Annotated in this window: 15 protein-coding genes and 7 tRNA genes; 8 read left to right on the top strand and 14 right to left on the bottom strand. The window is 52.1% G+C overall.

The annotated features are described in order from the left end of the window. Positions 1-47: 47 nt before the first annotated feature. The 8 genes from QCD60_RS18440 to QCD60_RS18405 form a co-directional block, all read right to left on the bottom strand. Positions 48-1430 carry an ethanolamine ammonia-lyase subunit EutB gene (locus QCD60_RS18440; protein ID WP_279787692.1) on the bottom strand — a complete coding sequence of 461 codons (1383 nt, stop codon included), beginning with the start codon at positions 1428-1430 and terminating at the stop codon, positions 48-50. Between the two features lie 406 nt (positions 1431-1836). Next, positions 1837-1912, bottom strand: a tRNA-Lys gene (locus tag QCD60_RS18435). 33 nt (positions 1913-1945) lie between these two features. Next, positions 1946-2033: transfer RNA gene (locus QCD60_RS18430), tRNA-Ser, on the bottom strand. Positions 2034-2088: 55 nt separating this feature from the next. Then, positions 2089-2164 (bottom strand) — tRNA-Lys (locus QCD60_RS18425). Between the two features lie 17 nt (positions 2165-2181). Beyond that, a tRNA-Lys gene (locus QCD60_RS18420) sits at positions 2182-2257 on the bottom strand. 26 nt (positions 2258-2283) lie between these two features. Further along, positions 2284-2359: transfer RNA gene (locus QCD60_RS18415), tRNA-Lys, on the bottom strand. A 1-nt stretch (position 2360) separates the two neighbouring features. Then, positions 2361-2436, bottom strand: a tRNA-Asn gene (locus QCD60_RS18410). A gap of 7 nt (positions 2437-2443) precedes the next feature. Then, positions 2444-2531: transfer RNA gene (locus QCD60_RS18405), tRNA-Ser, on the bottom strand. A 342-nt stretch (positions 2532-2873) separates the two neighbouring features. Between QCD60_RS18405 and QCD60_RS18400 the strand changes: the two genes are divergently transcribed. The 6 genes from QCD60_RS18400 (at position 2874) to QCD60_RS18375 (ending at position 7493) form a co-directional block, all read left to right on the top strand. After that, positions 2874-3290, top strand: coding sequence for a PaaI family thioesterase (locus QCD60_RS18400; protein WP_279787691.1), 417 nt, complete (start codon positions 2874-2876; stop codon positions 3288-3290). Between the two features lie 155 nt (positions 3291-3445). Beyond that, positions 3446-3805 (top strand): DUF2470 domain-containing protein, encoded by a 360-nt coding sequence (locus tag QCD60_RS18395; protein ID WP_279787690.1) that lies wholly within the window; start codon positions 3446-3448, stop codon positions 3803-3805. Between the two features lie 228 nt (positions 3806-4033). Then, positions 4034-5056 carry a nucleoid-associated protein gene (locus QCD60_RS18390; RefSeq protein WP_279787689.1) on the top strand — a complete coding sequence of 341 codons (1023 nt, stop codon included), beginning with the start codon at positions 4034-4036 and terminating at the stop codon, positions 5054-5056. Positions 5057-5159: 103 nt separating this feature from the next. Then, a complete protein-coding gene (locus QCD60_RS18385) occupies positions 5160-5669 on the top strand; it encodes a histidine phosphatase family protein (protein ID WP_279787688.1) in 510 nt (169 codons plus the stop codon). Positions 5670-5757: 88 nt separating this feature from the next. Further along, positions 5758-6522, top strand: coding sequence for a sulfite exporter TauE/SafE family protein (locus QCD60_RS18380; protein WP_279787687.1), 765 nt, complete (start codon positions 5758-5760; stop codon positions 6520-6522). Further along, positions 6513-7493 carry an AEC family transporter gene (locus QCD60_RS18375; RefSeq protein ID WP_279787686.1) on the top strand — a complete coding sequence of 327 codons (981 nt, stop codon included), beginning with the start codon at positions 6513-6515 and terminating at the stop codon, positions 7491-7493. The genes QCD60_RS18380 and QCD60_RS18375 overlap by 10 nt, the downstream gene beginning before the upstream one ends. A gap of 76 nt (positions 7494-7569) precedes the next feature. Here QCD60_RS18375 and QCD60_RS18370 read toward each other — a convergent pair whose 3' ends face one another. Then, positions 7570-7803 (bottom strand): hypothetical protein, encoded by a 234-nt coding sequence (locus tag QCD60_RS18370; RefSeq protein ID WP_133251215.1) that lies wholly within the window; start codon positions 7801-7803, stop codon positions 7570-7572. Positions 7804-8101: 298 nt separating this feature from the next. On the opposite strand from QCD60_RS18370, the gene rarD reads away from it, so the two are divergent. Together rarD and QCD60_RS18360 are read left to right on the top strand one after the other, a co-directional pair. Continuing rightward, positions 8102-9010 carry an EamA family transporter RarD gene (gene rarD, locus QCD60_RS18365; RefSeq protein ID WP_279787685.1) on the top strand — a complete coding sequence of 303 codons (909 nt, stop codon included), beginning with the start codon at positions 8102-8104 and terminating at the stop codon, positions 9008-9010. 33 nt (positions 9011-9043) lie between these two features. Further along, positions 9044-9673: a hypothetical protein gene (locus QCD60_RS18360; protein ID WP_279787684.1), complete on the top strand. Its 630-nt coding sequence runs from the start codon at positions 9044-9046 to the stop codon at positions 9671-9673. A gap of 110 nt (positions 9674-9783) precedes the next feature. Here the strand turns inward: QCD60_RS18360 and QCD60_RS18355 are convergent, their stop codons facing one another. From QCD60_RS18355 to hemA, 5 genes are read right to left on the bottom strand one after another with little or no spacing between them, the layout of a single operon-like run. After that, entirely contained in the window at positions 9784-10227 is a 444-nt protein-coding gene (locus QCD60_RS18355; RefSeq protein WP_279787683.1) for a CoA-binding protein, read from the bottom strand. Positions 10228-10266: 39 nt separating this feature from the next. Next, entirely contained in the window at positions 10267-11037 is a 771-nt protein-coding gene (locus QCD60_RS18350; protein ID WP_347950211.1) for a molybdopterin-synthase adenylyltransferase MoeB, read from the bottom strand. Position 11038: 1 nt separating this feature from the next. Next, entirely contained in the window at positions 11039-11899 is an 861-nt protein-coding gene (gene prmC / locus QCD60_RS18345) for a peptide chain release factor N(5)-glutamine methyltransferase (protein ID WP_279787942.1), read from the bottom strand. Positions 11900-11907: 8 nt separating this feature from the next. Next, entirely contained in the window at positions 11908-12996 is a 1089-nt protein-coding gene (prfA, locus tag QCD60_RS18340; RefSeq protein WP_279787941.1) for a peptide chain release factor 1, read from the bottom strand. Between the two features lie 11 nt (positions 12997-13007). Then, positions 13008-14276, bottom strand: a complete 1269-nt coding sequence (gene hemA / locus QCD60_RS18335) for a glutamyl-tRNA reductase (protein ID WP_110189831.1) — start codon at positions 14274-14276, stop codon at positions 13008-13010. Positions 14277-14688 lie beyond the last annotated feature (412 nt).

Raw genomic sequence — 14688 nt, 5'->3', positions numbered from 1 at the left:
TCAAGCCACTACCCTTTATAACCAATGCATTCCATCAAAACTGACCGTTATTGAACCTGGAGATGAGCAAAGGCAGCAGGTAACTGCACCCCACTCAACAGGCGGCCACGGTCATCAAAAATGCCGTTTCGCATCAACCAGGACTCGAACTCAGGAGCCGGACGCAACCCCAGCACTTGCCGTACGTAGAGGGCATCATGAAAAGAGGTAGTCTGATAGTTCAGCATGATGTCATCAGAGCCAGGTATGCCCATGATGTAGTTGATACCTGCCACTCCCAGCTGAGTCAGCAACATGTCCATGTCGTCCTGATCCGCTTCTGCATGATTGGTGTAGCAAATATCACACCCCATCGGCAGCCCCAGCAGCTTGCCGCAAAAATGGTCTTCCAACCCGGCGCGTATAATCTGCTTGCCGTTGTACAGATATTCAGGACCAATAAATCCAACCACAGTATTGACCAGTAATGGCCTGAACTGACGTGCCACAGCATAAGCACGCACCTCGCAGGTTTGCTGATCAACGCCGTGATAAGCATTGGCAGACAGTGCACTCCCCTGACCGGTCTCGAAATACATCAGGTTGTCGCCAATCGCACCTCTCTTCAATGACAACCCGGCTTCGTAAGCCTCCTGCAAAATACTCAGGCTCACACCAAAGCTGGCATTCGCCGCCTCGGTACCAGCGATGGATTGAAATATCAGATCTACTGGGGCTCCTCGGTTTATCGCTTCAATGTGAGTGGTTACATGGGTCAACACACAGGATTGTGTGGGAATGCGGTAGTGCTGAATGACCTCATCCAGCATGCACATAAGGCGCGTCACAGCCTGATAGTTATCCGTGGCAGGATTGATACCGATGACCGCATCACCATTGCCATACAACAGGCCATCCAGCAGCGTAGCAGCCACACCAGAGGGATCATCAGTCGGGTGATTCGGCTGCAGCCGGGTGGACATACGCCCTTTAAGACCAATCGTGTTGCGAAACCGAGTTACCACTTCACACTTGCGCGCGACCAGAATCAAATCCTGTACACGCATGATCTTGCTAACTGCCGCCACCATCTCAGGTGTTAAACCTGGCGCCAGCGCATTCAAAACATGAGAATCTGCGGCATCGGATAGCAACCAGTCACGGAAGCCACCGACGGTAAGGTGCGCCACCCTGGCAAAAGCCCCCGCATCATGACTATCGATAATGAGCCGCGTGACCTCATCTTCTTCATAGCCAATCACCGTTTCATGCAGAAAGGTTTTCAGCGGCACATCCGCCAGCGCCCATTGCGCAGCTGCTCGCTCCTGAGCATTCTCTGCAGCCAGCCCTGCCAGGACGTCACCAGAGCGCAGCGGAGTTGCCTTTGCCAGCAGAGTTCTGAGATCCGCAAAACGATATCTCATTGAACCTAAATCCAGCTGATACGCCATACCCCTGCCTCGACTTAGTTTGAAAACCAGGTACAAAACGCACCTGATAGCGACTGAAGCCTTTCAATCTCTATGCCATAGGGGAATAAAACACGCAGTGACAGGAAAACACTCTCAGCAAACTACACGGAGGAAATAACAGGAGGTACAAATCACGATTCTGTAGATGCGTGAGCACAATAGGGACACCAAACAGGCCGGTAGCGGAGACATAACAGAAGAGAGCAGGCATTCAATACAGGAGAATGCCCCATTTAGCCCAACAAAACGTTTTAAGCAATGCACAGAGAAGAAACGGCGCAGACTGTGATGCACCATAAAGACTCAATTGCGAGCATGCGAAAAAATTCAGATGGCAGTAGAGGAGAATATATAAGAGATGAAATACAGCTTGGTGAGTAGCAAATGGTGGGTCGTGCAGGACTCGAACCTGCGACCAATTGGTTAAAAGCCAACTGCTCTACCAACTGAGCTAACGACCCATCTAAGAAACACCTGAAGGTGCTATTTGGTGCTGGCGGAGGAAGTGAGATTCGAACTCACGGAGCTGTTACACTCGGCGGTTTTCAAGACCGCTGCCTTAAACCACTCGGCCATCCCTCCCCGTCCACTGATCGAGTTTTCACTAAGGCAAACGGCCTTGTTACTTGCTCTTGCATGGTGGGTCGTGCAGGACTCGAACCTGCGACCAATTGGTTAAAAGCCAACTGCTCTACCAACTGAGCTAACGACCCTAAACGAGGGTTCATGATGGTGGGTCGTGCAGGACTCGAACCTGCGACCAATTGGTTAAAAGCCAACTGCTCTACCAACTGAGCTAACGACCCATGCATGCATGAGAAAAAATAAAAAATGGTGGGTCGTGCAGGACTCGAACCTGCGACCAATTGGTTAAAAGCCAACTGCTCTACCAACTGAGCTAACGACCCATGGCTCCCCGAGCTGGACTCGAACCAGCGACCAACGGATTAACAGTCCGCTGCTCTACCGACTGAGCTATCAGGGAACATCGGTGGCGGAGGAAGTGAGATTCGAACTCACGGTGGGTCTCCCCACGGCGGTTTTCAAGACCGCTGCCTTAAACCACTCGGCCATCCCTCCGTTTCGACGGCGCACATAATAATGATTTGACCGGCTGAGTCAATACTAAATATATGTTTTTGCGAATCTTTGAGACTCACAGCCACACACTTCAGATACCGCACCGCAATAAGTGCAGGGACTTCAACAGCCATCACATCTCATGTGACATCTCAAGCGAGTAGGAAAATCTAGCTGATTCATCACCAAGTGCAAGTCTTTTCTTCCCGGCAGCACCCACTCGACAATAGTCGTCTTTCCGCTACGGCAGATCACTCACTAATGTGTATAAACAATAACGGCGTAAGCAGCCCACTCTATGAGTGCTGAACACTCGCAATAACAATAAATGGAAATCACATCATGCTGCACTGGGCATCTGCTGAAGAGCTGAACCAATACTTACTGGCTTTATTCGATCATCCGTATGGCGACGTTATAGCACTCACGCATCACCACGCCACGATGAAAATGCGGACAGATCATCGCCACACACGTCCTGGTAACACTGTTTCAGGACCAACCCTGATGGGACTGGCGGATGTTGCTTTTTATGCCGCATTACTGGGCGCTATTGGACCCGCTCCATTAGCAGTAACCACCAGTCTGAATATCAACTTCATGCGCAAGGCTGATGCAGGCAGCGCTATCATTGCTGACGCAAAGTTGTTCAAGCTGGGCAAGCGTCTGGCCGTAGGTGAAGTACTTCTGCGCAATGAAGATCAACAGGAGTTGATCGCCCATGTCACGACCACCTATGCAATCCCTCCAAACCGCTGAGACACACAACACACGACAACCACCAACTTTTTTACCTGAACCTTTTGTGGTAGAAAACAGCACCACATTATTAGTGCTGAAAATGGGTCAGCACGCACCAGTTGGCATAAGCCGGATCCAATAAGGGATGCCCCATGACAAGGATGACTAACTAAATGATGAACATATCAACTTCACTCAGCACTGCGCTCAGCCAAAGTATCGTGGAGCACATGAACAAGGATCACAAACAAGCGCTGGCTGACTATGTGAGGGCATATAGTGAATATCAGACCTTTGATGATGTAGAGATGGTGGCGATACACACCCGCCATATTGATCTTGAGATAGTCACGGGAGAAGGCAAAGTAGCAGTGGCCATTCCCCTCCCCGAAAGTGCCAATGATGTGAGCAACGCCCGGCAGGCGTTGGTCATTCTGGCTCACGAGTCACGACGCACTCTCGCTAAACGTGCACAGACCAAGCAAGAAGCTGACGTCTCATCCTCTGCACTTGAGCAGGATAACAACAGTTAAAAGCCGCCCAACACACATGCCGGGAGCAACGCTCTCGGCTGCACAACCTCCTGCCATGCATTTAAAACGCCCAATCGATACAAAACCCTCTCTCAAAAAGCTGCACAGCGCTACGCGCTTCGATTATTCTTTCGCTCTAGCTCCATCGTCTCAGTGCAGTAGAGATCGAGCACAGCGCTCGAATAATGATCTATAGTTGTTACCCCATCTCAAGCTCAGGATCTCACCTTGGCCGTACGTCACCTGACATTACACGCATTCCAAAAACCCGAAGAGGGCGAAACCCAGCTCATGCCGCGTCAGGATGCAATAGCCTCCTCACCCTCGGTAGAAACACTGGTGACAGAACTTAATCGCCAGTTACTTGCCAAGGCTGGCCGGCACTATGGTTGTTTTCAGAAGGACAGCGAACTTTACCCTTTTTCGCGCTGGCTCAAAGAACACCAGCAGGGTGGTCTGGAGTTTATGAAGCTGACCTATCAGGCGCTCAGCTTGTTCAAACGGGAGCTGGATCAGTCTGACCTCAGCGTACAAGGCTATCTGCTATTTGCTTTTTATGAGCAACCTACCTCTGAACACTTTCTAATCGCCCTGCTTCACAATGCAGATGCAATGGCCATTAATGATGAACTGGAGATCACTCCAGCTCATTATTTAGACCTGTCCAAGGTTCATCTGGCAGCCAGCATTGACCTCACCGCCTGGAATGAAGACTCCCAGCGTTATATCTGCTTCACTCAAGGAAAGTCACAACGCCGACTGGCAGAGCATTTTGGCCATTTTGTTGGCTGCCTTCCGTCAGTTGACCGCTCAGAACAAACCGAAACCCTGCTGGAGCAGGTAGCACAGTTCAGCCAGCAATTACCCGCAGAGCAGCAACTGGCCTGCAGAGAGGCCGTATATGAATACTGCATTGAGCAGGAAAAACTGGCAGAACCGGTACGCCTGAACGAACTGGCTAAGGTCATCAAACCAGAAGCACCAGATAGCTTCACTGACTTTGCCCAAAGTCAACCCCTGCCCCTGCCGGATGAAATTCTGCCGGAGAAGTCGACCCTGAAGCAGCTAGTGCGCTTTCATGGCCGCAGCATGGATTTGCAACTCAGCTTTTCAGCGTCGCGACTGGGCAAAGACATTGAGTACAAGGCCGATACCGACACCCTGATCATTCAGGGGCTGCCCGAATCTATCAAAGCGCAACTGCGACGTTATGCGTTAAATGAGTCAGCACCCGCAGGCGACAACGACTGAGACGGTGGTGGATGATACAGGAGGCTCCACATTGCCTTCCTGTATCACTCCTATTCACTTTGCCATATCCATCCATTTCTAAGCATCAGCAAGAGGCAGCACCATGAAGTTGTTGACCCTAATGCGTCACGCCAAATCCAGTTGGGATGAAGCTGGTTTACCAGATCACCTGCGCCCACTGAATAAACGTGGTCGACGTGATGCACCAACGATGGCGGCTCGACTATCAAGCTATGGCATCCGGCCCGATCTGCTGTTGAGCAGCGACGCCGTGCGCTGCCAGATGACGCTGGAATCACTGCTGGACCATTTGCCATGGGCGGGCATTGCACTGACTCAGGAGCACCGCCTTTATGAATGCAGTGGTGAAGATATTCTCGATGTGCTGAGTGAACAGAGTGACGAAGCAAAACATATTTTCGTGCTTGGCCATAACCCCGGCCTGCAACAGGCCTTTGAACAACTTAGCGAACATCGAGCTGAGAAGTTCCCTACCAGTGCTGTCATCAGCCTGACCTTGTATATCGAGCAATGGCACAAAATCCGCACCGGGTGTGGAGAGGTCACCCTCTATGACGCCCCCAAATTAGCGCTGCCTACGATCATTCAATAAAAGATGCAAACCCGAACACTGTCTTAACCAGAGCCTGGGCTCGCACTTATTCTTTGACCAAACAAGTTGTCGGCGGGCTCTTATATTCATGATCAATCAAGTGCTTACAGATCCGTTCTTTTACTATTGCGCCGTTCCCGCCGTCATCATTTTTGGCATTGCCAAGGGAGGGTTTGGTGGCACGTTGTCTATTATTGCCGTACCACTGATATCCATCGCAGTAACGCCCGCTCAGGCTGCCGCCATAATGCTGCCCATCCTCTGTGTGATGGATCTGATGGCAGTGAAGGCCTACTGGCGCGAATGGCATACGGCCAACCTGCGTATACTCCTACCCGCCTCTCTGGCAGGAATCCTGTTGGGCACTGTTACATTCAGCTATCTGAGCGAAGCACACATACGTATTCTGATTGGCACTATTGCACTCAGCTTTGTTGCACACCACTGGCTGAAACAACAAAACAAAGATGCACTGCCAGTCAATGCCTGGAAGGGGCGCCTGTGGGGATGTATTGCAGGATTCACCAGCTTTGGCATTCATGCAGGAGGACCACCACTGAGCGTTTATCTGCTACCGCAACGCCTGCCTCCCCGTCAGTACATGAGTACATCATCCATCTTTTTTATTTTTACCAACTATATCAAGGTACTGGCGTTTCTCTGGCTAGGTCAGCTCAATGCCACTAACCTTGCGACCTCCCTGATACTCTTACCCTTGGCCCCCGTTGGCATCTGGCTTGGCTACTGGCTGCTCAACAAAATCAGTCAGGCAGTGTTCTACCGAATCATCTTCTATTTTCTTTTTGCTACGGGTATCAAGCTAATCTACGAAGGAATGCTGCATTGGCCATAATTCCCGCTTCAGCCAACGGCGACTCTCTGTATTGGAGCACCCTGCTGTTTACCGGCAAGATGGTCGCCCCTATTTTCATTCTGGTGTTTATTGGCGCCCTGCTAAAGCGTATCCGCGTCATTGATGAGAGCTTTATCAATACCGCATCCAGACTGGTATTTATGCTGTGTCTGCCCATTCTAGTCTTTTTCAGCATCAGCCAGACTGACATCAAAGCGGTTTTCAACCCCGCCACACTCGCCTTCTCTGGCATATCAGTCACACTTACATTTCTCGCTCTCACAGGATGGAGTCGCTGGAAAAACTATCCGCCAGAAGACCACGGCGCCTTTGTACAAGGTGGCTTTCGTAGTAACTACGGCATTATCGGCTTGGCCATGAGCCACAATCTCTTTGGCCAGTCGGGGCTGGGACAGGCATCCGTTGTTCTGGCTCTGGTTATCCCACTGTTTAACATTCTTTCCATCGTAGCCTTGTCGTCATCACAGAATGGCGTACAGCAATGGCGGCATACTGCACTCCACATCCTGAAGAACCCATTAATCATTGCCACCTTACTCGCCCTACCCTGTTCGGCTATGGGGTGGAGCCCTCCAGAGGTAATCAGCCAGACAGGCCACGCGCTGGGCAGCATGACACTCCCACTTGCACTACTGACGATTGGCGCCTCGCTGAATCTCAGGGATCTTCGCTCCTCATCGCGCCTGACCCTGTACGCTTCTGCAGCGAAGTTAATCTGGATGCCACTGGTGTTTACACCTTTAGCCTGGGCTGCAGGTTTCGATGGAGAGGCAGTGGCTATACTGTTCATCATGCTGGGATGCCCAACTGCAGCAGCAAGCTTTGTTATGGCGAAAAGCATGGGGGCCAATGCCAAGATGGCAGCCAGTATCATCCTGGTCACCACACTGGGCTCGATTATTAGCCTGAGTAGTGGAATCTATCTACTGAGATTGTGGGGACTTATCTAGCGGATCTGAATACAAGACTGATACAGGCGGGAGATCAAGGAGAGAGGGGATTAACACCTGCTCGCTGAACTGGCGCTCAGGCGGCCAGTTCAGAAAGAGACTTATCGAGAGCTTCGACTGCTTTTAACTCAAGAGCGTTGAGACGCAGGGTATCGTTACACTTGCTGATCTTGTAACGGCGCTCCAGGCGTTCGATGACTCCCAGATAATCACGATCCTGGTCGCCCAGACGAGACTCCAGATGAAGCAGACGAACACGGTGGCTAATTTCCATCGCATGATGGAGAGGGGATTTCAATTCTTGCAACATAAACACCTCCAAGTGTCTGTAGTTTTACTGTCCCTGGTCCCATTTCAAACCAAAGGGACGAAATCGACTATATCATAGGCTTTCAGGCTGTCGACAACATTTATGAGATTGACCCATTAGAAAAACTGTACGCTCAGACCACGTTCCACAGTTAACGTAACGTTATCCGATGAAGCTAATGTGACAGGACGCACCGTTCTATTTGATCCGGCAGACCCACATTGCAGCGTCTCTTATAGTAGTCCGTACGTGCACATCCTCCCTTGTAAGGCCAGCGCCTCTCAACAACGAGACCAACATGAATAATGACCTACGCCAGGGCCACCTGTTTGCTTTAGCTGCCTTTGGTATCTGGGGCACCTTTCCCATTTTTTTCAAACATATGAGCACCGTCCCGGCGTGGGAGATACTGGCTTATCGCATTAGCTGGTCCATGGTACTGCTGGTCGCATTTTTAGGTCTTACCCGACAGCTCAGCTCCGTCTTCGGCATCGTATTTAACTTGTCGCAGAGTCGCTGGCTGTTCTGTTCTGCATCTTTGATAGCCGTCAACTGGGTAACATTCATCTGGGCAGTCAACGATGCCCGTATTCTCGAAACCAGTCTGGGGTATTTCTTTACCCCTATCGTTAACATTCTTATCGGGCTGATTTTTTTCAAAGAAAAACTACGGGCCTTGCAGTGGTTAGCCGTACTACTTGCTACCTTGGGGGTGGGGTATCAGGTCGCCATGCTCGGCCACTTACCATGGATATCCTTGACGCTGGCACTGAGCTTTGGATTTTATGGCGCCATTCGCAAGCAGACGACGGTGAGTGCGATAAATGGTCTGACCATTGAAACACTACTCCTCTGCCCTTTTGCCCTTGCCTATCTGGGCTGGTTAGCGCTGGAAGACAACCTCAGCTTCAGCATGAGCACACCTGCGCTAGACCTGCTGCTGATCTCGACCGGCCTGGTCACCATACTGCCGCTCATTTGGTTTGCGGCAGCCGCCCGCAGACTTCCTATGACAACCATTGGCTTCTGGCAATACACAACTCCGACGATCACCATGCAACTGGCTATATGGCTGTACGATGAGCCTTTTGATCAGCACAAGCTGATACCATTTCTGTTTATCTGGACTGGCCTGGTGATCTTTTCTTTTGATTCTGTGAGCTTTAGCCGTAAGCAGCGTCAATGGCAAGCTCAAACAGCGCGCTGATCATTCTTCGTAATACACAGTGATTAACACCCAATGAAATGGCCCTGGCAGAAAAACTTTGAACTGTCCCCGTTTATTCAGGCGCTTGTGGAGGACAACACAGAGCATGCCAGCAAGCAGTGGCAGCGCTTACCTTCCCCATTCGAGCTGGTAACGGATGATCAAAGTGCAGCAGAACTGATTTTTGTAGAGGGAGCCCTCCAGTGTGCAGCGTTATTGCTACACAGCCACGTTCCCAACGTGGATCAAGGCAATCAACTGGCGACCTCTGCTCTGTGTGCGAAGCGACACCGTGTCGAACTGGTTACGCTATTACTAAAGCACACGTTTGACCTGGAGCTGACCCCTGATGGCCAGCCATGGCCATTAGCCTGCCTGACAATGGCTCCTGCAACTGATCATATGTTGCTGCTAAATCGTCTGCAGCAATATGGAATTGACTTGAATGTTCGTACCAAGGCAGGCGACACCCTGCTGGACCTCGCTATCAAGTCGGCACGCCCCGAACTGGTCAGGCACCTGATTGATAGTGGTATGACTGCCGATGCCATTGGTAAATGGGTAGATAGAGAGTCACTGACATCTGAACAGCAGTCGACACTACAATTGGCGCGTCGCTGCCTGGAGGACTTGCGTATTCGCAAACTGATGCTGGGAAGGTAAAGAGCGAGGCTCGCTGACGACAAGCACACAGACAAGATGCGCCTGCAGGCTCCTGCCTGGCATTACTCCACACCATGCCAGTCAGGAGTCTGTAACATCAGCACAGAAAACTAGTAGACACCCAAGCGCAGGCGCTCATATTCAATCTTGGGGCAGCGATCCATGATGACACGCAACCCCTCTTCCTCAGCCCGGGATGCTGCCCCCTGATTGACCACGCCGAGCTGCATCCACACGACGCGGGCATTCGCTGCGATAGCTTCATCTACCACCTCAGCTACCGCCTCCGAACGACGGAACACATCCACCATATCAATAGGCTCTGTAATATCCTGCAAAGAAGCGACGACTGGCTCACCAAGAATAGATCTGCCCGCCTCATTGGGATTCACCGGGATCACCCTGTAACCTTTGTGCAGCAGATATTTCATCACTTGATGGCTTGGTCGCTCGGGATTAGAACTGGCTCCCACCACTGCAACGACGTTTACTTCTTCCAGAATGTCGCGAATAAAATCGTCGTCGTATTTCAGGTCGTTAAGCGCGCCCGTCATGGGGTCTCTCTCCTGTGATCACACGCTTGGTTAAAATTATCAGGCGCCAGCTTCAGCGCAGACGGGGCAATGTGGATCCCGCCTTAATGCCAAAGAACGCCATTGCATGGTAAACGCATCAAGAACGAGCAGACGCCCCCTCAAAGAGGTCCCGCCCCCAACAATAAGCTTCAGAGCCTCCATGGCCTGAGTACAACCTATCATTCCCACCAGTGGTGCTGCGACACCGCTGTCAGAACAGGTGAGTTGCTCATCATCACCTGCCTTGTACAAACATTGATAGCAAGGACTTCCCGCTTTTGCCAGGAAAACGCTAACCTGCCCTTCCCAGCGGATCGCTGCACCCGAAACAAGCGGTTTTCCTGCAGCAACACAAGCCCGATTGAGCGCAAAACGAGTCGTAAAGTTATCCGAGCAGTCAATCACCACATCCACCTTATCAACCCACTGTGCCATCTCCGCCGGCTCCAGACGCTGCTGCAGCGCTGTAACTACTACTTCAGGATTCAGCCGGAGCAATGCCCGGCGGGCGGATGCCACCTTGGCCAAACCAAGACTGTCCTCACCATGCAGCACCTGTCGCTGTAAATTACTGGCCTCGACAACGTCATCATCTACCAGCACCAGCTCACCAACACCCGCTGCCGCCAGATATTGCGCTGCGGGGCATCCAAGCCCCCCCAACCCTACTATCAGCACCTTGGAAGATAGCAGCCGCTCCTGCCCTTCCAGATCAATACCTGGCAGCATGATATGCCGGCTATAACGCAGTAGTTGCTTATCAGACAATTCCATCAGCTCTTTTCCCACATCAGCTGGAGCCTGTGCTGACCACCACAGATTGCTCGCCACACCAGCGACCACCGGTCACCCGGTCATTGCCGCCCAGATCCTGCCAGCTTTGCACCGAAGAAAAACCTTTCTGCCGTAACAGAATCTGCACAGATTCAGCTTGCTGCCAGCCATGCTCCAGCAGTATCCAGCCGCCATCGGTCAAATAACCGGGCGCACGATCAACAATACAGGTTATATCAGCAAGCCCCCGATCAGCCGCTACCAACGCCGAATGTGGCTCAAAACGTACATCGCCTTGCAACAGGTGAGGGTCATTACTATCGATATAAGGAGGATTACTGACGATAAGATCAAAGGCGCCACTCACTTGGGCATACCAGTGGCTGAGCAGAAAGGCCACGTTCAGCTGTAAGCTCATGGCATTTTTCCGTGCCAGGGCCACCGCTTCAGGAAGCCGATCAACACCCGTCACCTGCCAGCCCGGCCGTTCCGAAGCCAGAGCCAGAGCAATAGCGCCAGTGCCTGTTCCCAGATCAAGAACCCGAGCTTGCGTGGCTGACAGTTGCGACAGAGCAACCTCCACCAGCGTCTCGGTATCAGGACGTGGAATCAAGGTCGAAGGCTCAACGCTGAGAGGCAGTGACCAGAACTCCCTTACTCCCATGATATACGCCACAGGCTCGCCGTACTGGCGGCGTTCGACAGCCCTCTGGTACTGCGACCACTGCGTATCCGACAACTGCAGATCATCAAACGCACGCAAATAAGCACGATTGCGTCCCAACACCCAGGCCAACAGCACCTCAGCATCGGCCTGAGGGCTTTCACCTTCGCTCAGAGCCACTCTGGCCCACCTGAGTGCATCAGCAATGTTCAACGTACTGTTCAACTCTGCTCAGCCAGACTGGCTAACAGTTCCGCCTGATACTCATGCAGCAAAGGCTCAATAACGGAATCCATTTGCCCTCCCACAATCTCATCCAGACGATAGAGCGTGAGGTTGATGCGATGATCTGTAACCCGCCCCTGCGGGTAGTTGTAGGTACGGATACGTTCCGAACGATCACCGCTACCTACCAGACTTTTACGCTGATCAGCCTGCTCGCTGGCCTGCTTGTCGACCGCCGACTGTTTAAGGCGGGCCGCCAGCAAGGCCATCGCTTTGGCACGGTTTTTATGCTGTGAGCGCTCATCCTGACATTCGACTACCACGCCCGAAGGGATGTGGGTTATACGTATAGCAGATTCCGTCTTGTTAACGTGCTGCCCACCCGCTCCGGACGCGCGGTAGGTATCAACACGCAGGTCGGCAGGGTTAATCTCGATATCCCCTACCGCATCCACTTCTGGAAGAATCGCAACCGTGCAGGCAGAGGTGTGAATACGTCCTTGTGATTCTGTAGCAGGTACACGCTGTACGCGGTGGGCCCCAGACTCAAACTTCAGACGTCCATAGACATTCTGGCCAGCAATTCGAGAGATGACCTCTTTGTAACCACCATGCTCACCATCGCTGGCACTAACGATTTCAATCTGCCAGCCCTGCGTTTCCGCATAACGGGAATACATGCGAAAAAGATCGCCCGCAAAAATTGCCGCCTCGTCGCCACCGGTTCCTGCACGTACTTCAAGGAAGATGTTATGTGTATCGTTCGGGTCCTTGGGCAACAGCAACGTTTGCAGCTCACCTTCCAGACCTTCGATATTGGCTTTGGCGCCTTTCAGCTCTTCCTCTGCCAACTCACGCATGTCAGCATCCGCATCCTTGAGCATCGCCTCGGCTTCGCGAGCATCGCTCTGCACCTGCTGGTAGCGACCAAAGGCCTGGGCCAACTCTTCCAGTTCAGCATATTCACGCGAGTAGTTACGAAACTTCTGCTGGTCAGCAATGACACTGGCTTCACTGAGCAGTGCAGCAAGCTCTTCATAACGTTCAACCAGACCTTCCAATCTGGCCAAAATAGAGGGTTTCAACATAGGAGGGATCAATCATCCGCTTGAGAGTTGGACAGGCCGTAAAGTCGACGAGCCTGCACCAGTAAATCGGTTCGGCCTTCAGCGCTGGCTTTTTTCAGCTCAACGCTAGGCGTATGGATAAGTTTATTTGTCAGCCCGCGTGCCAGATGCCGCAAAACATCTTCTGCATTCTGTCCGCGCTGCAGCTGGCGCAGCGCCTTCTCTATTTCCTGATCACGCACCACTTCAGCCTGCTGACGGATATCCATCAACGTCTGCACAGCATCACGTGCGCGCAACTGCTCGATAAAATGCTCAATACCCTGAGCGATCAGCAGCTCCGCCTCTTCTGCAGCGCTCTGACGTGCTTTTACTCCTTCATCAATGACTTGCTGCAAATCATCGACGGTATACAGATAGACATCTTCCAGCTCGCCGACCTCGGGTTCAATGTCCCGAGGGACAGCAATGTCCACCATAAACATCGGATTGTAACGGCGCTTCTTCAATGCACGCTCTACCGCCCCCTTCCCAAGAACAGGTAAAGGACTGGCCGTTGAGGCAATCACAATATCAGCTTCGTGCAGGTACTCGGCCAGCTCCGCGAGGGGGATAGCACGACCATCCAGCTCTGCGGCAAGAGCCTGACCACGACTTAAGGTTCGATTGGCGACGGTAAGTTGAGTCACTCCGGCCTCACGCAGGTGCCGACCAACCAGTTCGATGGTTTCTCCGGCACCGATGAGCAGTGCCCGGGTATCAGCCAGATCAGCAAAAATGCGCTGAGCGAGGCTAACAGCGGCATAGGCAACCGAGACGGGATTTTTACCGATATCCGTCTGAGTACGTACCTGCTTGGCCATGTTGAAGGAGTGCTGGAACCAGCGGTTCATCTGCGCACCAAGACAACCGGTACGCTGGGCAGCAGAGAACGCGTCTTTCAGCTGTCCGAGAATTTGTGGCTCGCCCAAAATAAGCGAATCCAATCCACAGGCTACTCGCATCATGTGACGAACAGCTTCTCGATCCCAGTGAATGTATGCATTCTTCATCAGCTGTTCGACGCTGACGTCGTGATAGCGGGCCAGCCACTCAAGCACTGTCCGCCCTTCATGCAGCGGCGCCACACCATAGACTTCAGTGCGGTTGCAGGTAGACAAAATGGCTACTTCACTGAGCGCACCGTCTTTGCGTGCGCGTACCAGCGCCTCATCCAGCTCATCAGGAGAGAATGCCAGTTTTTCACGGACGTCTACCGGGGCAGTTTTGTGATTAATGCCGAGAGCCAATAACGCCATAGATTGCTGCATAACGAAGGTACGCCACTCAGAATGCTTCGTGATCCGGATCGATGACTGCACCAGAATCAACTACAACTTGCTCACCCACAGTGAGCGTTTGTGCCAAGTTGTGCCGCCGGTGAGCCGGTTTCACAAGTATGGCGCAATAGCACAGCGGTTGCCGTGAATTAAATCAACGATATGAATAGATACTTTCTATCTATCTGCCGGATACTGACCTGACAGATCAGCCCTCGTCCGTCACCAAGACACATAAAGAAACAGACCGGTAACAGCCGACGCGTGATTTCCCTTGTGAGCCTGCCAGCGATAACGCAATATACAGGAAACCTCGCCCGCCAAGGGCTGCCTATTGTAACCAACCCGCCTTATTCACAACAGACTCCATGCCAAGATCAGCTTATTTAAT

The sequence above is a fragment of the Pokkaliibacter sp. MBI-7 genome (assembly GCF_029846635.1).
Lineage (GTDB): Bacteria > Pseudomonadota > Gammaproteobacteria > Pseudomonadales > Balneatricaceae > Pokkaliibacter.
The sequence above is the reverse complement of the archived record's forward strand: the minus strand, read 5'-3'. Positions and strand labels throughout refer to the sequence as shown.